We start from the raw sequence: 18349 nt of genomic DNA, 5'->3' as shown, positions 1-18349 counted from the left end.
ACCCTGTGTTTACGGGGTTTTCAAGCAATGCGAGTCAAAACGACACCAATGCGCGTATAGTCATAACGACCAACAGGAGTCCATATGACTACACGACCTCTGCTCACCACCCTGCTCCCTCTGGTCAGCGATCTATCCCGTGATCTTCCGGACCAGGAGCGCTATCGCCGCCTGCTGCAAGCCATGCGCAACCTGCTGCCATGCGATGCAGCCGCCTTATTGCGTTTGGATGGCGAATGGCTGGTGCCGCTGGCGGTCGATGGCCTGTCACCCGATACGCTGGGTCGACGCTTCAGGGTCAGTGAACACCCGCGCTTCCAGATCCTGCTCAGCCGTCCCGGCCCGACCCGCTTCGCCAGCGACAGCGAACTGCCCGACCCGTACGACGGCCTGGTCAACGCGCCGCATGCCGACCTGCACGTGCACGACTGCATGGGCTGCCCCTTGATGGTCGATGAACAACCCTGGGGCCTGGTCACCCTCGATGCCCTCACGCCCGGGCGTTTCCAAAGCCTGGAACTCGAGTCCCTGCAAGCCTTCGCCAGCCTCGCCGCGGCCACTGTCACCGTGGCCGAGCGCATCGAGGACCTGGCCCTACGCGCCGAGGATGAACACCAACGCGCCGAGGTCTATCGCCAGGCCAGCGGGCAAGCCAAAGAGCTGATCGGTCAGAGCAAGGCGCACAAACGCTTGCTGGAAGAAATCCGCCTGGTCGGCGGCAGCGACCTGACTGTGCTGATCACCGGCGAGACCGGTGTCGGCAAGGAGCTCGTGGCCCAGGCCCTGCACCAGGCCAGCAACCGCGCCCACAAACCGCTAATCAGCCTCAACTGCGCCGCCCTGCCCGACACGTTGGTGGAGAGCGAACTGTTCGGCCACGTGCGCGGGGCTTTCACCGGTGCCCATGGCGAGCGGCGCGGCAAATTCGAGCTGGCCAATGGCGGCACGCTGTTTCTCGACGAGGTGGGCGAACTGCCCCTGACAGTACAGGCCAAGCTGCTGCGGGTCCTGCAAAGCGGGCAGTTGCAGCGCCTGGGCTCAGATCGCGAGCACCAGGTCGATGTGCGCCTGATCGCTGCCACCAACCGCGACCTGGCCATGGAAGTGCGCAACGGCCATTACCGCGCCGACTTCTACCACCGCCTGAGCGTCTATCCGCTGCAGGTCCCGCCGCTGCGGGAGCGCGGCCGGGATGTGTTGCTGATTGCCGGATACTTCCTCGAGCAGAACCGCTCCCGCCTGGGCCTGAACAGCCTGCGCCTGAGCGCCGACGCCCAAGCCGCCTTGCTGGCCTACGACTGGCCTGGCAACGTGCGCGAACTTGAGCATCTAATTGGCCGCTCGGCACTCAAAGCCCTCGGCCAGCATCCCGAGCGTCCTCGCATTCTGACCCTGGAAGCCAGCGACCTGGACCTGCACACCGCCCTTGCGCCCCACCACGCACCCACTCCTGCCCCGGTTCAGCCACTGCTCAACCTGTCCGAGGGTGGCTTGCGCGAAGCGGTGGACGCTTATCAACGGCAGGTGATCGGCGCTTGCCTTGAGCGCCACCAGGACAACTGGGCGGCAGCGGCGCGCGAGCTGGGGCTCGATCGCGCCAATCTCAGCCGCCTGGCCAAGCGCCTGGGGTTGCGCTGACCCTTGCGCCCAGTCCCGCCACCGCGAAACGACCTTCGGCACCCAGATTTACCCGCGAAAGGGTCAACGCAGGCGATACCTGCCCAGGCAACGCCTGCGATTGACCGCACCGCGACCTAAAGCCTGGCCCCAACAGGCCGATAACCCGGCATCCTCCTTTTATTACCGACAGACTCGAAGGTTGCCCATGGCCACGCAAAACGCCCGTGCGGACTCGTTGTCCCTGCTGCTGTTCACCTTGCGCAGCGGCAAGCTGATGGCGATCAACCTGCTCAAAGTCAGCGAGATCATCCCCTGCCCGCCGCTGACCCGCTTGCCGGAGTCGCATCCGCACGTCAAAGGCGTGGCGACGCTGCGCGGCAACCCGTTGTCGGTGATCGACCTGTCCCGCGCCATCGGCGAGCAGCCGTTGGCCGATCCATCCGGCGGCTGCCTGATCGTCACCGAGATCAGCCGTTCGCGCCAGGGCCTACATGTGCAGGCGGTGAGCCGCATCGTTCACTGCCTGAGCACCGACATCAAGCCGCCACCCTACGGCTCGGGCAACCGCTCGTTCATCACCGGCGTGACCCGGGTCGACAACACCTTGGTGCAAGTGCTGGACATCGAAAAGGTTATCCATGCCATCGCCCCGCCCGAGCCTGAACCACACCCAGGCGAGCTCAGCGAAGAAGACGCCAGTCTGCTGGCGGCCGCCAACATTCTGGTGGTGGATGACAGCCAAGTGGCTTTGCAGCAGTCGATCCATACCCTGCGCAACCTGGGCATCGAATGCCACACCGCGCGCAGCGCCAAAGATGCAATCAATGTGCTGCTGGAGCTGCAAGGCACCGAGCGGGAAATCAACATCATCGTCTCGGACATCGAGATGTCCGAGATGGACGGCTACGCCTTCACCCGCACCCTGCGGGAAAGCCCGGACTTCCAGCACCTCTATGTACTGCTGCACACCTCGCTGGACAGCACCATGAGCGGCGAAAAAGCCAAGCTGGCCGGCGCCAACGCGATTCTCACCAAGTTCTCTTCGCCCGAGCTGACCGATTGTCTGGTGGTGGCCGCGCGGGCCGTGGTCTTTGCCGAGCACTGATATAGTCAGCGACAATTTCCCTGGCTTGCTGCCCGGGACGACTCGGGCATAATTCGCGCCCTTCGGTTGTTTTGTTGCCGGTACCTTGTATGAAGTTTCTCAGCACCCTTCTGATCGCCTGTGCCCTCGCCAGCGGCATGGCCCAGGCTTCCAGCAGTCAAGCCTGGAATGAACAACGCCAACAGATGCTCAAGGGCTGCCTGGCCGCCAGCCAGCTCAAGGATGCCCATGCCCGCGGAAAACCCGCGGAGTTCGACGACCAGGTGGGCTACAGCGCCCTGCTGATCGAAGGCATCTACCCGCAAAAGCACATGCAGCAGCGCACCGGCACCGAGCTGTGCCTGTATGACCGCCAGCGTCACCAGGCCTTCGTCAGCGAATGGAGCCCAGGCGCGCCGTGAGCGACAGCATTCGTTTCGCCTGCACCGGTTGCGGCAAGTGCTGCACCGGCCATCATGTGCCGCTGACCCTGGACGAAACCCGCCAATGGGCGGCCAACGGCGGCCAGGTGGTGGTGCTGATCGAAGGGTTCGTCTGCGACGGCCCCGGCATGCCGGCAGAACAACGCGACCATGTCCTGCGCCGGGCCTACCCGGTTGTCTGCGGCACAGCCCGGCTGCACGTGTCGGTGACGTTCGCCGCCTTCAACCCGGGCCGTTGCCGCAACCTGGACGACAACGACCTGTGCACTATCTATGAGACCCGCCCGTTGGTTTGCCGCATCTACCCGGCCGAGATCAACCCGCACCTACCCCTGCGTCCGGAAAACAAGGACTGTCCGCCCGACGCCTGGAGCCAAGGCCCTGAACTGATCCACGGCCAGTCACTGGTGGACCCGCACCTGCGCGCCCTGATCGAAGCCTCGCGCCAGGCCGACCGTGACGACATCGCCGCCAAGGTCATCCTCTGCCAGGCCTTGGGCATGACCACCAGCGCCCTCAAGGGCAACGGCTTCACGGCCTACCTGCCCGCCATGGAGGCGTTCGCTGCGGCCCTGGAACAGGTGCCGGTCGACAACCAGGCGACCTGGACCTTGCACATCGAAGCACCGCCTCTGATACATGAACTGGCCGCACTCGGCCTGTCGACCACCGCCGAGCCGCCGCTTTACTACGCCTTCATCGGTTTCTGACTCACTGGCAACGGCGCCAGAACTCATCAGCCAGACGCCGCAGGTCCATGGCGAGGTCCGCCACGTCGGTCGCATTGGCGTGGCTGCGCTGGCCGACATCGACCGTCGCTTCGCTGGCCTGGCGGATGCTGATGATGTTGCGGTTGATGTTTTCGCTCACCTGGCTCTGCTGCTCCACCGCAGCGGCAATCTGCAGGCTCATCTCATTGATCTGGTTGACCCGTGCGCTGATGCCATCGAGCGCACCACTGGCCAGTTGCGCCTGCTCGACGCTGTGCCCGGCGTGGCTGCTGCTCTGGCGCATCACCTGCACCGCGGCACGAGCTCCTTCCTGCAGCGTGCCGATCATGCGCTGGATCTCGTGGGTCGATTGCGTGGTGCGCTGGGCCAGGCCACGCACCTCGTCGGCCACCACGGCGAAGCCTCGGCCCTGATCGCCCGCACGTGCGGCCTCGATGGCCGCGTTGAGCGCCAGCAGGTTGGTCTGCTCGGCGATGCCTCGGATCACATCGAGCACCCCGGAAATCTCGCTGCTGTGCTGTTCCAGTTGATGGACCGCATCACTGGCTTCGACCAGTGACCCGGCCAGGTCCTGGATCGCGCAGCGATTGCGGTCCACCACTTGATGGCCGGCCTGGGTTTCATCTTCGGCTTGGTTGGCGGCCACGGCCGCCAACTGCGCACTGCTGGCCACCTGGGCGACACTGGCGCTCATCTGGTGAATGGCGGTGGCCACCTGGTCCGCCTCTTCCTGCTGCTCCAGGCTGTTGGCATGGCTGACCTCAAGCGCCTGCACCAACGACCCGGAATGCCCGGCCAGGCGTGCCGAGGTATCGCCGATGCGCCCCACCACCGCACCCAGCTGGGCCTTGAGCATGCGCATGGCGAATTCGATCTGGCCAATGGCATCGCGCCGCCCGGTGTACAACTGCTGGCTCAGCGGGTTGTCGGCAATCGCCAAGGCCTGCTGGCGCAAGCGCTCGAAGGGACGCAGCTGCCAGATCAACAGCGCACTGCTGGCCCCGGCTGCAAGCATGATTTCCGCCAGCGAACGCCACACCGGCACACCCTGCCAGCCATGTCCGACGCCGACCACTAGCGCTAGCGCCGCTGCGACGCCCAACGACAGCCGCAGTCCCAGGCCGAGCACCGGCAGGCGCGCGCGCCAGTTGCGCCGCCCTTCGCGCAGTTGTCGATAGCAGCGCTCGGCCGCCGCCACCTGCTCGGCGCTGGGCCGGGTGCGCACCGACTGGTACTCGATGGTTCTGCCACCGCTGCTGATCGGAGAAACGAACGCACTGACCCAGTAATGGTCGCCGTTCTTGCAGCGATTCTTCACCAACCCCATCCAGGAGCGCCCAGCCTTGAGCGCCCCCCACATCTGTTCGAACGCCTCGGGCGGCATGTCCGGGTGGCGCACGATATGGTGCGCATGGCCCAACAATTCATCGCGAGTGAACCCACTGATTCGCACGAAATCGTCGTTGGCATAGGTGATCCGGCTGTCCAGATCGGTGGTGGACAGGATGTTGGCATCGCCGGGGTAATCCACTTGGCGACCGGTAACAGGCAAATTGCACTTCATCGGAGGCACTCGTTGTTGTTGTGGGGAAAATCGGCAGGGCGTTCGACTCTAGGGCCAATGACTGACAAAACATTGATCCAGAGCAGCATATTGGCAATTGGCCACCAACCACCTGAAACCGATGGGGCTGTCAGCCTTGATGTACAGCAGGGGGCGCTTTTTCGTTTGCAGCGCGCAGGGCGGCAACACCTTCGGCATTTTGCCTGCCGGACGCTCAAGGACGCTGGTTTGCGCGTTGGATCCTAGCGTTTTCGCCGCCAATCATTACTTTTTGCGTAACAGTGCTTATCCAACTTCAGCCTGTTTCTACATGGATGAAGGGACTAACTTATGCCTGTCCTCGTTAACACTTGCATCGCAAGAAGGTTGTTTTAAATGTCCAACAGTATGGGTGTTGCCAGCGTTTTCATTCTGTCTTCCCTGTTGTTGTCGCCTCTGGCCATGGCTGAAGAATCGCCGGCCTTCGCTGCCCGTAACGCAGAACTTGCAGTTGTCCATCAACAGGCTCGCGAAGCCTATGCCGCGCAGAAGGCAGATGCTGCCAAAGACGTACAGCAGACCGCTTCCAAGGCCGTCGCCGACGACAGTGCCGATAGCTGATCGACTGTTTTCCGCTCCTGTTTTTTCCCTTGGCTCTCACACGGGCGCCCCGTGCGCCAATATGTTAGCCTTTCAAAGCCGCTGCCGATCAGCGGCTTTTTTTATGTGCCAAAACTATCAGCCAGGCTGTTGCGTACATAACAAGAAACTTGCACTCCCCAGAACAACAACGACCCCACCGCCAGATCAAAGGAGCTCGTACCGGTGCCTTCCGCGTTTCGTTTTACCCCGCTGTTCGTTGCATTGACTGCAACGATGCCGTTCGCTGTCCAGGCCGATGAAGACAAGGCTGATCGATTCATCGAAGGTTCTTCCCTGAACCTGCATTTTCGCAATGCCTACTTCAATCGCAACAACCTCAACCCCGCAGAGCGCGACCTGCGTGAATGGGGCCAAGGCTTCGTTGCGCGTTTCGAGTCCGGCTATACCCCCGGCGTGATCGGCGTCGGTGTCGATGCCCATGCCATGCTGGGCCTGAAGCTCGACGGCGGTGGCGGCCACTCCGGCACCAGTATCCTGCCCAAACACGTACAAGACGATGGCGAACCGGGGGCAGCCCCGCATTCGTTCTCCACTGCAGGCGCAGCGGTCAAGTTCAAGGCCTTCGACACCGAGCTCAAGGCCGGTGACCTGTTCCTCACCAACCCGGTGATCGCCGGTGGCGAGTCGCGCATGCTGCCGCAGACTTTCCGCGGCGTGAGCCTGACCAACACCAGCATCGACGGGTTGCTGCTCGAAGGTGGCCAGGCCAGCTTCACCAAGCCGTACAACCAGAGCGGGCATCGTCGTATCGATACCTACTACGGCAGCTTGGACGATGGCACCAAGAGTGACCACCTGACCTGGGCCGGGCTGTCCTGGAGCGGTACCGAGAACGTCACCACCAATCTCTATGCCGCCGAACTGAAGGACATCTGGAACCAGTACTACGTCGACTTCGACTACACCTATGTGGTCAACGACCTGGTCAGCCTCAACCCGGGCCTGCACTTCTATCACACCCAGGACACCGGCCAGGCACTGCTGGGCAACATCGACAACAACACCTACAGCCTGCATTTCACGGTCAATGCCGGCTACCACAGCATCACGGCCGCCTACCAGCGCGTGAATGGCAACACGCCGTTCGACTACATCAACCTGGGCGACAGCGTGTACCTGGACAACTCGCGCATGTATTCGGACTTCAACGCGCCCAACGAGCGGTCCTGGAAACTGCAGTACGACTATGACTTCACCGGCCTCGGCATGCCCGGCCTGAGCACCTCGCTGTCGTACTCGCGCGGTGAAGCGGACCTGACCAAGGCCGACCAGGACACCACCCACTACGCCTACTACAACCCCGAAGGCAAGAACGCCATGCACTGGGAACGCGACCTGGACGTGAAGTACGTCTTCCAGGAAGGCAGCCTCAAGGACCTGTCGGTGCTGTTGCGCTACGCCAGCCATCGCGGCAGCCAGGGCTATGCCGCCATCGATGGCAACAGCGACAACGATGAAGTCCGGGTGATCGTCGACTATCCGTTGAACATCTTCTGACCTAAAGATCTGGCGAGGGCCTGGCCCTCATTCGCCGTGCAAGCCCGCACCTGCAAAGGACACCGTAGCCTCTGCAGGAGCGGGCCAGACCTACGATAGGCCGTACAGCGGCCGGCCTCGTTTTTCCGTCGAACGAATCTTGTCCGACAATCCTGGCTTCCCTAGAATACCGCCGCCGCATAATGGCCCCGCCTGTGCAGTAGCGAACATGCCCACCCGATCATCGCGCTTTACCCTGTACAGGTCGCACCCCGAACTGATCCTCAACCTGGGCAGTTGCCTTGCCGTGCTCGCCATCGTGGCGATCGTCAGCTACCTGCTGAGCCGCGAACGCGACAGTGTCGAACAATCGGCCAAACGTTCCTCCAGCAACATCGTCCAGCTCATTGAAAGCGATATCCTGCGCAACGTCGAACTCTACGACCAGACCCTGCACGGCCTGATCTGGGCGGTGAAGCACCCTGAACTGCTGGATACCTCGCCTGAGCTGCGCCAACAAATCCTCTTCAACCAGACCTTCGCCGCCCCCGTACGGGGCGATATCCTCTGGGTCGATGCCCAGGGCAAGGTGCTCGGTGACTCGCTCAGCATGCCGCCAAGGCAAGGAGATCTGAGCGACAGCGTTGCCTTCAAGGCCCATCGCGACCGCCCTGGCCTTGGGTTGTTCATCAGCCCGCCATTCAAAGCGCGTTTGGGGGATCTGGATTGGTGCATCAGTTTCAGCCGGCGCATTTCCGGCCCTGATGGCGAATTCGCCGGCATCGCCTCCGGTGCCCTGCGCCTGTCCTATTTCAGCGAGCTGTTCGAACGCCTGGACATCGGCAACGACAGCAGCATCAACCTGCTTAACACCGAAGGGCAGTTACTGGCCCGCCAGCCCTCCCGGGCGCAAGACCCGATGATCGGCAGCAATTACCGCGAACGGCCCAATTTCCAGCGCATCCTCAGCGAACGCAGCGGCAGTTTCACCGCGCGCTCCGGGTCGGCCGGCACGCCGCATATCTATACGTTCGCCCGGGTCGCCGACCTGCCGTTGATCGTCCTGGTGGTGGACTCGGCCGAAGAGGTGTTTCAGTCCTGGCGACGCACTGCGATCCTGGTCAGCGTAGCGACCGGCATGCTGTGCATCGGCATTCTTTGGCTGACCTTACTGCTAGGCCGCGAATTGCGCCGTCGTCACGAAGCCGAACAATGCCTAGCGACTTTGGCGGCCACCGACAGCCTCACAGGCTTGGCCAATCGCCGGCATCTCGATCAGGTGCTGCGACAAGAATGGGCGCGGGCCCAGCGCAATCGTCAGCCGCTGGCCATTCTCATGGTGGATGTGGATCACTTCAAAGCGTTCAACCAGCGCCACGGCCATGCTGGGGGCGATCATGCCTTGCGTGAAGTCGCCCATACGCTCGAACACTGTATTCGCCGCCCGGCGGATCTGGCGGCGCGGTATGGTGGGGAGGAATTTCAGGTGGTGCTACCGGAGACGGATCTGGCCGGTGCGCGCCTGCTCGCCGAGCGCATCCGCGCTCAGGTCGAGGCGCTACCGACCTTCGCAGGCGACGAACGACCGGTGACCGTCAGCATTGGTATCGGCGTGCACGTCCCTGGCACCCAGCAGGACCTGACGGGCCTGCTGGGCAGTGCGGACGAGGCGCTCTACAGGGCCAAGGCCAACGGCCGCAACCGTGTCGAGGGCCCGGAGGTTTAGGACCGAGCGCGCGCGGCGTCGCGCAGCGCTTTGACCTGGTCATGGTTACGCTGCACACCTTGCAGCTGCTTCTCTACCAACGCGTAGGTCTGGTCGCTGGCGCTGCGGCCGAGCTTGACCAGTTTCTCGCGGGCGTCCTTGTAGGCCTTGAGCGCGAAGTCCTCGCCGCGCTCGACCTCGTTGAGCACCGCTTCCTCGCTCTTGCCGGTCAGCATGGACTTCAAGTTGACCCAGCCCCGATGCAGGTCGCCACTGAGGCTTGTAGAGGTTTCCGGGTCGCCGCCCAGACGACGCACCTCGCTCTGCAGCTCGGCGGCAGCGCTGGCGCATTCACCGGCGCGCTGCACGAAGAATGCCTTCAACTCGGTATTCTTGACGTCTTCGGCCGACTCTTTGAACCCCTTTTCGCCGTCCTTGCTGTACTCGATCAGGTCGTTGAGCACATCGATCACGTCGTTGTTTGGATGACTCATGGCGCGAACTCCTTGGCAGGTGATAGTCACTTGGAATGGAGCAGGCATCGTGCCAAATCGACCAAAAGGATAATTCTTCGCTAATTCAATGAGTTATGAAACTGCCGAGCAACACCTTGGGCGGCGTTCTGCATGATCGCCGCTTGGGTGTTCGTGCAGTTTGCAGTATGGTCGGCGCTTTGTTCGGTAAGGGCTAGCGATGAAACCTGAAACCCTGCAACTGCTGGTCACCCGCACCATGCCCTTTGGCAAGTACCAAGGCCGCCTGATCGCCGACCTACCCGGCGACTACCTGGCCTGGTTCGCCCGCAAGGGCTTCCCTCCTGGGGAGCTGGGTGGATTGCTGGCGTTGATGCACGAGATCGACCACAACGGGCTGGGTGAACTGCTGACACCGTTGCGCCAGAAACACCGCCGCTGAACCCGCCTGGAGCCGCGGTACGGCCCCAGGCTCCAGCTTTCTTCAGCCTTTTGCCGGCGCTATCGCCAACTCCACACGCTCGCCCTTCTTGATCAGCGCATACACCACCGCCGTCAGCAGGCTGCCCGCCAGGATCGCCAGCAAGTAAAGCAACGCATGGTTGATCGCGTTGGGGATCAGCAGCACGAACAGCCCGCCATGGGGCGCCATCAGCTTGCAGCCAAAGTACATCGACAGCGCCCCGGTCAGCGCACCGCCCGCGACACTGGCCGGGATCACCCGCAGCGGGTCCTTGGCGGCAAACGGAATCGCGCCCTCGGAGATGAAGCACAGCCCCAGGGCCAATGCCGCCTTGCCCGCCTCGCGCTCGCTCTGGGCGAACTTGCGCCGGGCCAGGAAACTGGCGATGCCCAGGCCGATCGGCGGCACCATCCCGGCAGCCATGGTCGCCGCCATCGGTGCATAGCTGGACGAGGCCAGCAGCCCCACCGAGAAGGCGTAGGCCGCCTTGTTGATCGGCCCGCCCAGATCCACGCACATCATGCCGCCCAGCAACAGCCCAAGCAGAATGGCGTTGGTGGTGCCCATGCTGTCGAGAAAGCGCGTCAGGCCTTCGAGCATCGCCGCCACTGGCTGGCCGACCACGTAGATCATCACCAAACCGGTGAACAGACTGGCCAATAGCGGAATGATCAGGATCGGCTTGAGCGCCTCGAGGCTGTTCGGCAGACGCGCCCAGCGGCTGATGGCCTTGGCGCTGTAGCCGGCCAGGAAGCCTGCGATGATGCCGCCGATGAAGCCCGCCCCCAAGGTGCTGGCAAGCAGACCACCGATCATGCCCGGCGCCAGCCCGGGGCGGTCGGCGATGGACCAGGCGATATAGCCGGCCAGCAGCGGCACCATCAGCTTGAATGCCGCCTCGCCGCCGATCTGCATCAAGGCCGCAGGCAAGGTGCCAGGTTCCTTGTAGGCCTCGATGCCGAAGACAAACGACAAAGCGATCAACAGGCCACCGGCCACCACCATCGGCAGCATGAACGACACACCGGTGAGCAGGTGTTTGTAGACACCGCTCTTCTCGCTTTTCTTCACGGTTTCAGTGGCAGCCTCCCCCCCCACCTCGACCTTGCCTTCGGCCAGGGCCTTGTCGAGGATGGTGCGCGCCTGCTTGAGCGCGATACCAGTACCACAGCGGTAGATGCGTTTGCCGGCAAAGCGCGCCGTGGGCACTTCGATGTCGGCGGCCAGCAATACCACATCGGCGTCGGCGATGGCCTCGGCCGAGAGCGGATTGCGCGCCCCTACCGAGCCTTGGGTTTCCACCGTCAATTGATAGCCCAAGTCCTTGGCAGCCTGTTGCAGCGCTTCGGCGGCCATGAAGGTGTGGGCCACACCGGTCGGGCAGGCAGTGACAGCAACGACCTTTGGCAGCGTACCGATCGCCGTGGGCACCGCAGGCGTCTGCGCCTCCAGCACCTGGGCCTGGGCCGCCGCCTCATCCAGGAAACGCTCCCGATCGGCCAGGGCCTGGGCCGGTGTGCTGCGATAGACCCGCTTGCCGACGAAGCGCTCCAGATCCACAGGGCCAGTGCTGACCACCAGTACCCAGTCGGCCTCGGCGATCTGCGCCGGACTCAAGCGTCCCTCGGCACGTTCGACATCCTGCACCTCGACCACGGGGTTCCAGCCGCGTTGCCGGGCGGCAGCCGCCAGCAAGCGCGCGCTCAGAACGCTGGACACCTGGCCGTTGGGGCAGGCGGTGATGATGGCGATGTTCATCGGCAACCCTCTTGTTGTTCTGTCAGTTGCACAGCGTTTTCCAGGCGCGCCAGCTGTTCGCGATCGCGAATCCCAAAGCCGACCTGAGTGACCGCCTGAGCGGCGATGGCCGTGGCCCGGCGTAGCGTGTGCTCGCGCGGCTCATCCAGCAGCAGGCCATGGACCATGCCCGCGACCAACGAATCACCGGCGCCGACAGTGCTTGCCACCTGCACCTTCGGCGGTCGCCCATGCAGGGGTGGCCGACCTTGGGCAAACCAGCTCAGGCCCTGCTCGCCTTGGGACACCACCACGTGCTCGACGCCGCTGGCCAGCAGCCGCTCGGCTGCCAGGCGCTGGGCTTGCGCGGTGTCCACCTTGGCACCGAGCGCCTCGCCCAGTTCCTCGGTGTTGGGCTTGACCAGCCAGGGCCCGACCTGTAGGCCGACACGCAAGGCTTCGCCGCTGGTGTCCAGGGCAATCTTCAAACCCTGCTGCTTCAGTTGCAGCAGTAGCTGATGGAACCACTGCGCATCGACACCTCGGGGCAGACTGCCGGCCACCACCACCGCATCGTGCCCCACCGCCACCTGTTCCAGACGACGCAGCAGGGCGACGCGGGCCGCTTCGTCAACTGCCGGCCCCTGACCGTTGATGTCGGTGACCCGGCCATCGGCCTCCACCAACTTGATGTTGCTACGGGTCTCGCCCGGCACCCGGACGAAACAGTCGGCAAAGCCGCGCCAGGCGATCAGCGCCTCGAACGGTTCCAGGTTGTCGCGCCCCAGAAAGCCGCCCACGGTCACGCTGTGGCCCAGGTCGGCCAGGACCTGGGCAACGTTCAGCCCCTTGCCCGCGGCATGGCTGTGCTGGCTGTGGCTGCGGTTGACATGGCCGGGTCGCAGGGTATCCAGGCTGACGGTGATATCGAGCGCCGGGTTCAGGGTAAGGGTGAGGATATTGGCCATTTCAATAACGCTCCACCAGCGCCCGGACCGCCGCGGCGCTGTCTTGTTGCAAGGCCTCGCGCGCCAGGGCGCGTGCCGTCTGGTGATCGGCCTGGCGAACCAGCGCCTTGACTTCGGCAATGCTGCGGGCCGCGACGCTAAGCTCGTCCACATCCAGGCCCAGCAGCACCGCGACCGCCTGCGGGTCCGCCGCCAGCTCGCCGCACACACCCACCCATTTGCCTTGGGCATGGGCGGCGCGCACGGTCATGTCGATCAGTTGCAGCACCGCCGGGTGCAGGCCGTCGGCCTGGGCCGAAAGGCTCGGGTGGCCACGGTCGATGGCCAGGGTGTACTGGGTCAGGTCGTTGGTACCGATACTGAAGAAATCCACTTCGCGCGCCAGTTGCGGTGCCAGCAGCGCCGCTGACGGCACCTCGACCATGATGCCCACTTGCAGGTCAGCCACCGGGATTTGCGCACGCAGGCGATCGACCATGGCCTTGGCCTCGCGCCATTCATGCACCTGTCCGACCATCGGGAACATGATGCGCAGGGGGCGGTCATCGGCTGCCTGCAGCAAGGCGCGCAGCTGGGCTTCCATTATCTGGGGACGCTGCAGGGTCAGGCGCACGCCGCGAACCCCCAGGAAGGGATTCTCCTCGGCGTCGATCGGCCAGTACGGCAGCGGTTTGTCGCCCCCCACATCCAGCGTGCGCACCACCAGGGGCCGCCCGCCCAGGCCATCGAGCACGCGGCGGTACTCAGCCTCCTGGGTGGCGATATCAGGTGCCTGGGGGTGGGCCATGAAGATCAGTTCAGTGCGCAGCAGGCCGACGCCTTCGGCGCCCTGCTCCACCACCTTGTCGATCCCCGTGCTCTCGCCGATGTTGGCGAACACTTCGACCGCATGGCCATCGCGGGTCACCGCCGGCTCGTGACGCTTGGCCCAGGCGGCCTGCAGGCGTTGCTCGCGAAGGCCGCGCTCGGCCAGGGCCCGCTGCAGGTCATCGGCCGCCGGCGCCACGCTGACCCGGCCACGCTGGCCATCGAGCAACAATGGCGTGCCGGCCTCCAGCAACAGAATGGCGGCACCGGCCCCCACCACCGCCGGGATGCCCAGCGCACGGGCAACGATTGCGCTGTGGGCCGTAGCACCGCCTTGGGCAGTGACGATACCGGCGACCCGGGCCGGGTCCAGGCGGGCCACATCCGAAGGGCCCACCTCGGCCTTCACCAGCACGTAGGGCTGCTCAGGTTCAGCGATGTCCTGGACACCGCACAGTTGCGCCAGCACGCGCCGGCCGATGTCACGCAGATCCGCAGCACGCTCGGCGAGCAGGGTGTCGTGCAACGCCTCCTGCTGACGCGCCGCGCTGTCGATCACCGCCATCCAGGCAGCCGCCGCGCTCTCGCCCTGGGCCAGTCGCTGCTCGACTTCATCGCTCAGGCCCGGGTCGGCAAGCATTTCCTGGTGGGTGACGAAGATCTCGCCGATCGAGGGGTCGCTACGCTCCACCAGCGCCTGCAGCTCAGCATTCACCGTCGCCAGCGCATCGCGCAGCTTTTGCCGCTCCTGGGCAGGCGACTCGCCGCGTAGCGGGTAGTCGATCTGGCGCTCTACCTGCACAAAGGCCGGGCCGCTGGCGATGCCCGGCGCAGCGCCGACACCCTGGACGACGCTACCGGCCGCCGGCGCCTGGAGCGTCTGCACAGGCACTTGAACACTTGGCGAGGCCGCTTCGGGCAGCGGCTCCACCACCTCGCCCAGGCCTTGCTCGATGGCGGCCAGCAAGACCGGCAGGGCGTCGTTGGCAATGCTGGGTTCGGCGATCAGCTCCAGCGTCTGGCCGCGCCGGGCCCCAAGGCTGAGCAGCTTGCTCAGGCTCTTGAGCGACACTGCCGGCTCGACGCTGTCCTGCAGACGGACACGCAGCTCGCCCTCGAAACCTTTGGCCAGCTGGGCCAGCACCTTGGCTGGGCGGGCATGCAAACCGTGGGGATTGGCCAGCACCACGCAAACGCTCGGCCAGTCGGCCGGGGCCTCTCCACCGAGCACCTGCAGCACGGCGCGGCTGTTGGGCGCTTGGTAGAGCATTTGCCCACGGCCTTCGATCAGCACTTCACATAGGCGCTCGAGCAAAGCTTGATGAGCGACACCCAGGCTGGCGAGGCAGAACAGGCCATTGAGCGGCTGGTCACGGTAGCGCAGCGGTTGCTGCGGCGTAACGAAGGCCAGACCTGGCTGGCGCACCAGGCGCTCGCTGTGCAGCCACCACAGCCCCTCGCCCAGGGGCAGCGGCTCGGCCTGTTGCAGCACGTTGGCAAACCCGGCATCGACGCAGCCGGCACGTTGCAGCAGCCGCGCGCCACGCCAGGCCAGTTCGTCGAAGTCTTCAGCGGCCAGGCTCAGCCCCACCAGCTGCGCGTCCAGCGCCAGGGCCTGGGGTGCGCCTTGCAACAGCTTGAGCAACGCCTCCGCGCTGGAGGCACGGCGCAGGGCCTCGGCCAGGTCGGTCTCGCCCAGGGCCCTGGTCAGCAATTGCAGCAAGCGCAGGTGCTCGTCGGACCGGGCGGCAATGCCGATGGCCAGGTAGACGATCTGACCCTCTCCCCAGTCCACCCCCTCGGGAAACTGCAACAGGCGCACGCCGGTGGCGAAGACCTGGTCGCGGGTCTGCGGCGTGCCGTGGGGGATGGCGATACCCTGGCCAAGGAATGTCGAGCCTTGCGCCTCGCGGTCCAGGAGCCCTTGCAGGTAACCTTCGGCGACCAGGCCATCGGCGACCAGCCGATCGGCCAGAAGGCGCAGCGCCTCGGCTTTGTCGGCAGCGACTTGGTCCATAGCGATCTGCTCCTGAGCGAGCTCCAGCATGACCTTCTCCTTTTGCAGCCCCCGGGGCGGGGACCTGAGGTATTGTTGTGAATGACACGAATCGGGTCTGTTCAATGGTCTTGCGCAGGCGGTACGCGGGGCAGAAAATTTGCCTGCTGAATCGTTTAACCTGACCAAGTGGCCACGTTACTCGATAATCTTCCGACGAAAAAGCCCCATCCTGTCGGACAATTGCGACAATGGTCGCCTGCCCAAGGCGCCGGCGCCAGGTAAAACTACCCGGTCCGGCCTCGCAGGCAGCCCCGGTAATAACAAGGAAAATTCGGTGAAACTCAGCGATATCGCCCGTCTGGCCGGTGTGTCCGTAACCACCGCCAGCTACGTCATCAATGGCAAGGCCGAACAGCAGCGCATCAGCAACAGCACCGTCGAGCGCGTGCGTGCGGTGGTCGAGGCCCATGGCTTCACGCCCAATCCCCAGGCCGCCGGCCTGCGCAGCCGGCACACCCGCACCCTGGGCTTCATTCTCCCGGATCTGGAGAACCCCAGCTACGCCCGCATTGCCAAGCAACTCGAGCAGGGTGCCCGCGCCCGCGGCTACCAGTTGCTGATCGCAAGCAGCGATGACCAGCCCGACAGCGAACGCCAGTTGCAGCAGCTGTTCCGCGCCCGTCGTTGCGATGCGCTGTTCGTCGCCAGTTGCCTGCCGCCTGATGACGAAAGCTATCGTGAGCTGCAGGACAAAGGCCTGCCGGTCATCGCCATCGACCGGCGGATGGCACCGGAATATTTCTGCTCAGTGATCAGCGACGACCGCGACGCCAGCCGCCAGCTGGCCCAGAGCCTTCTGGATACCCGCCCAGACACCATCGCCCTGATCGGCGCACGCCCGGAGCTGTCGGTCAGCCAGGCCCGTGCCGGCGGTTTCGACGAAGCCCTGCAACCGTTCACCGGCCAGGTGCGCCGCTACCAAGGCGAAGCCTTCAGCCGCGAGTGTGGCCAGCGGCTGATGCAGCAACTCATCGAGGACTTCGGCGGCCTGCCCGACGCCTTGGTGACCACCTCCTACGTGTTGCTCCAGGGCGTGTTCGATACCCTGCAGGCGCGCCCGGCCGACTCGCGCCACCTGCAACTGGGCACCTTCGGCGACAACCAGTTGCTGGACTTCCTGCCCTTGCCTGTCAATGCCATGGCCCAGCAGCACGGCCTGATCGCGGCCACCGCCTTGGAACTGGCCCTGGCCGCGATCGAGGACAAGCGCTACGAACCCGGCGTGCATGCGGTAGCCCGGACCTTCAAGCAACGCATCAACGCAGGCTGACCATGCGCCTGATCGACACCCACACCCATCTGGACTTCCCCGACTTCGACGCCGACCGCGATCGCCTGCTGGCCAACGCGGCGGCGCGAGGCGTGGAGCGCATGGTGGTGCTGGGGGTGTATCAGGCCAATTGGCAACGAGTGTGGGATCTGGTCTGTGGCGAACAGCGGCTGTTCGCGGCCTTGGGCCTGCATCCGGTGTACCTCGACCAGCACCACCCCGAGCACCTGGCACAACTGCGCGCCTGGCTCGAACGTTTGCGCGGCGACCCGCGTCTGTGTGCGGTGGGTGAGTTCGGCCTGGACTATTACCTGCCGGAACTGGACAAGGAACGCCAGCAGGCGTTGTTCGAGGCGCAGTTGCAACTGGCCTGCGACTTCGACCTGCCCGCCCTGCTGCACGTACGCCGCAGCCATGCCCAGGTGATCGCCACCCTCAAGCGCTATAAGCCTGCGCGCGCCGGCATCATCCACGCCTTCGCCGGCAGCTATGAAGAAGCGCGCGAATACATCAAGCTCGGCTTCAGGCTGGGCCTGGGCGGCGCGGCCACCTGGCCCCAAGCCCTGCGCCTGCGCAAGACCTTGCCCCGGTTGCCGCTGGAAAGCGTAGTGCTTGAGACCGACGCCCCGGACATGGCGCCGGTGATGTTCCCCGGAGAACGCAACAGCCCGGAACATCTCCCGGAAATCGCCCACGCACTGGCCGAGGTGATGGGCATAGACGCCGAGCGCCTGGCTCAGATCAGCAGCCGCAATGCCTGTGAGCTGTTCGGCTGGTAAGCCATCGCAGCCCCATTCGCGGGTAAACCCGCGAAGCAGTCGCCACGAATCAGCCTAGACGCGGAACGCACCGATCAGTCGCTTGAGCTCGTCCACCTGGCTCGACAACGCCCGGCTGGCCTGTTCGGTCTGGCAGGCGCCTTGGGTGGTGTCCTGGGCAGCGCGGTTGATTGCCACGATATTCAGGTCGATGTCATGAGCCACCGCGGTCTGCTGCTCGACGGCCGCGGCGATCTGCTGGTTCTGCGCGACGATGCCCCCCACCGCACCGAGGATATTGCCCAGCGCCTGTTGCACTTGGCGTGCTTCGTCCACCGTCCCCGCCGCCATCTGGTGGCTGCTGCCCATGGCCGTGACCGCCGCGTCGACGCCCGCCTGCAGGCGCTGGATCATCTGGGCGATCTCCTCGGTGGAGTCCTGGGTGCGGCGCGCCAGGGTGCGTACCTCATCGGCCACCACGGCAAAGCCCCTGCCCTGCTCGCCGGCCCGAGCCGCCTCGATGGCGGCGTTGAGCGCCAGCAGGTTGGT

Annotated in this window: 15 protein-coding genes and 2 pseudogenes; 10 read left to right on the top strand and 7 right to left on the bottom strand. The window is 64.7% G+C overall.

What is annotated here, in order from left to right; genetic code table 11:
* The first annotated feature begins 84 nt into the window (after window positions 1-84).
* From norR to HMPREF3173_RS22985, 4 genes are all read left to right on the top strand, one after another.
* A complete protein-coding gene (gene norR, locus HMPREF3173_RS23000) occupies window positions 85-1638 on the top strand; it encodes a nitric oxide reductase transcriptional regulator NorR (RefSeq protein WP_070577015.1) in 1554 nt (517 codons plus the stop codon).
* Window positions 1639-1825: 187 nt separating this feature from the next.
* On the top strand, window positions 1826-2725 hold the full coding sequence (locus HMPREF3173_RS22995; protein ID WP_043208024.1) for a chemotaxis protein: 900 nt from the start codon (window positions 1826-1828) through the stop codon (window positions 2723-2725).
* 89 nt (window positions 2726-2814) lie between these two features.
* The gene (locus HMPREF3173_RS22990; protein ID WP_070577013.1) at window positions 2815-3126 is read left to right on the top strand and encodes a hypothetical protein; all 312 of its coding nucleotides are present in this window, start codon (window positions 2815-2817) and stop codon (window positions 3124-3126) included.
* A complete protein-coding gene (locus tag HMPREF3173_RS22985) occupies window positions 3123-3857 on the top strand; it encodes a YkgJ family cysteine cluster protein (protein WP_070577011.1) in 735 nt (244 codons plus the stop codon). Before HMPREF3173_RS22990 ends, HMPREF3173_RS22985 begins: the two co-directional genes overlap by 4 nt.
* 1 nt (window position 3858) lies before the next feature.
* Here the strand turns inward: HMPREF3173_RS22985 and HMPREF3173_RS25430 are convergent.
* Both HMPREF3173_RS25430 and HMPREF3173_RS25425 read right to left on the bottom strand, forming a co-directional pair.
* Window positions 3859-4851: pseudogene (locus HMPREF3173_RS25430) on the bottom strand (methyl-accepting chemotaxis protein); the annotation flags it as partial.
* Between the two features lie 309 nt (window positions 4852-5160).
* Window positions 5161-5442 (bottom strand): annotated as a pseudogene (locus tag HMPREF3173_RS25425) (PAS domain-containing protein); the annotation flags it as partial.
* Between the two features lie 375 nt (window positions 5443-5817).
* Between HMPREF3173_RS25425 and HMPREF3173_RS22975 the strand changes: the two are divergent.
* The 3 genes from HMPREF3173_RS22975 to HMPREF3173_RS22965 all read left to right on the top strand — a co-directional run bounded on the left by HMPREF3173_RS22975 (window position 5818) and on the right by HMPREF3173_RS22965 (window position 9286).
* Entirely contained in the window at window positions 5818-6042 is a 225-nt protein-coding gene (locus HMPREF3173_RS22975) for a hypothetical protein (RefSeq protein ID WP_043208017.1), read from the top strand.
* A gap of 204 nt (window positions 6043-6246) precedes the next feature.
* Window positions 6247-7581: an OprD family porin gene (locus HMPREF3173_RS22970; protein WP_070577006.1), complete on the top strand. Its 1335-nt coding sequence runs from the start codon at window positions 6247-6249 to the stop codon at window positions 7579-7581.
* Window positions 7582-7789: 208 nt separating this feature from the next.
* Window positions 7790-9286 carry a GGDEF domain-containing protein gene (locus HMPREF3173_RS22965; protein WP_070577004.1) on the top strand — a complete coding sequence of 499 codons (1497 nt, stop codon included), beginning with the start codon at window positions 7790-7792 and terminating at the stop codon, window positions 9284-9286.
* Here the strand turns inward: HMPREF3173_RS22965 and HMPREF3173_RS22960 are convergent.
* The gene (locus HMPREF3173_RS22960) at window positions 9283-9759 is read right to left on the bottom strand and encodes a ferritin-like domain-containing protein (RefSeq protein ID WP_043208011.1); all 477 of its coding nucleotides are present in this window, start codon (window positions 9757-9759) and stop codon (window positions 9283-9285) included. The two genes, HMPREF3173_RS22965 and HMPREF3173_RS22960, sit on opposite strands and share 4 nt — an antisense overlap.
* Before the next feature lie 199 nt (window positions 9760-9958).
* On the opposite strand from HMPREF3173_RS22960, the gene HMPREF3173_RS22955 reads away from it, so the two are divergent.
* Window positions 9959-10180 carry a DUF3820 family protein gene (locus tag HMPREF3173_RS22955; RefSeq protein WP_070577002.1) on the top strand — a complete coding sequence of 74 codons (222 nt, stop codon included), beginning with the start codon at window positions 9959-9961 and terminating at the stop codon, window positions 10178-10180.
* A 42-nt stretch (window positions 10181-10222) separates the two neighbouring features.
* On the opposite strand, the gene HMPREF3173_RS22950 is transcribed toward HMPREF3173_RS22955, so the two are convergent.
* From HMPREF3173_RS22950 to ptsP, 3 genes are read right to left on the bottom strand one after another with little or no spacing between them, the layout of a single operon-like run.
* Window positions 10223-11959, bottom strand: coding sequence for a PTS fructose-like transporter subunit IIB (locus tag HMPREF3173_RS22950; protein WP_070577000.1), 1737 nt, complete (start codon window positions 11957-11959; stop codon window positions 10223-10225).
* Complete coding sequence (gene pfkB / locus HMPREF3173_RS22945; protein ID WP_070576998.1) at window positions 11956-12906, bottom strand: 1-phosphofructokinase; 951 nt, start codon at window positions 12904-12906, stop codon at window positions 11956-11958. The genes HMPREF3173_RS22950 and pfkB overlap by 4 nt, the downstream gene beginning before the upstream one ends.
* A gap of 1 nt (window position 12907) precedes the next feature.
* Entirely contained in the window at window positions 12908-15760 is a 2853-nt protein-coding gene (gene ptsP / locus HMPREF3173_RS22940; protein WP_070576996.1) for a phosphoenolpyruvate--protein phosphotransferase, read from the bottom strand.
* A 286-nt stretch (window positions 15761-16046) separates the two neighbouring features.
* Between ptsP and cra the strand changes: the two genes are divergently transcribed.
* Window positions 16047-17042, top strand: a complete 996-nt coding sequence (cra, locus tag HMPREF3173_RS22935; RefSeq protein WP_070576994.1) for a catabolite repressor/activator — start codon at window positions 16047-16049, stop codon at window positions 17040-17042.
* 2 nt (window positions 17043-17044) lie between these two features.
* Window positions 17045-17821 (top strand): TatD family hydrolase, encoded by a 777-nt coding sequence (locus HMPREF3173_RS22930; protein WP_070576991.1) that lies wholly within the window; start codon window positions 17045-17047, stop codon window positions 17819-17821.
* Between the two features lie 54 nt (window positions 17822-17875).
* Here the strand turns inward: HMPREF3173_RS22930 and HMPREF3173_RS25180 are convergent.
* Window positions 17876-18349, bottom strand: a 474-nt coding sequence (locus HMPREF3173_RS25180; protein WP_256544546.1) for a methyl-accepting chemotaxis protein, incomplete at its 5' end; no start/stop codon positions are given.

Origin of the sequence: Pseudomonas sp. HMSC08G10 (assembly GCF_001808425.1) — a bacterium.
In the GTDB taxonomy this organism is placed as follows: Bacteria; Pseudomonadota; Gammaproteobacteria; order Pseudomonadales; family Pseudomonadaceae; genus Aquipseudomonas; species Aquipseudomonas guariconensis.
The sequence above is the reverse complement of the archived record's forward strand: the minus strand, read 5'-3'. Positions and strand labels throughout refer to the sequence as shown.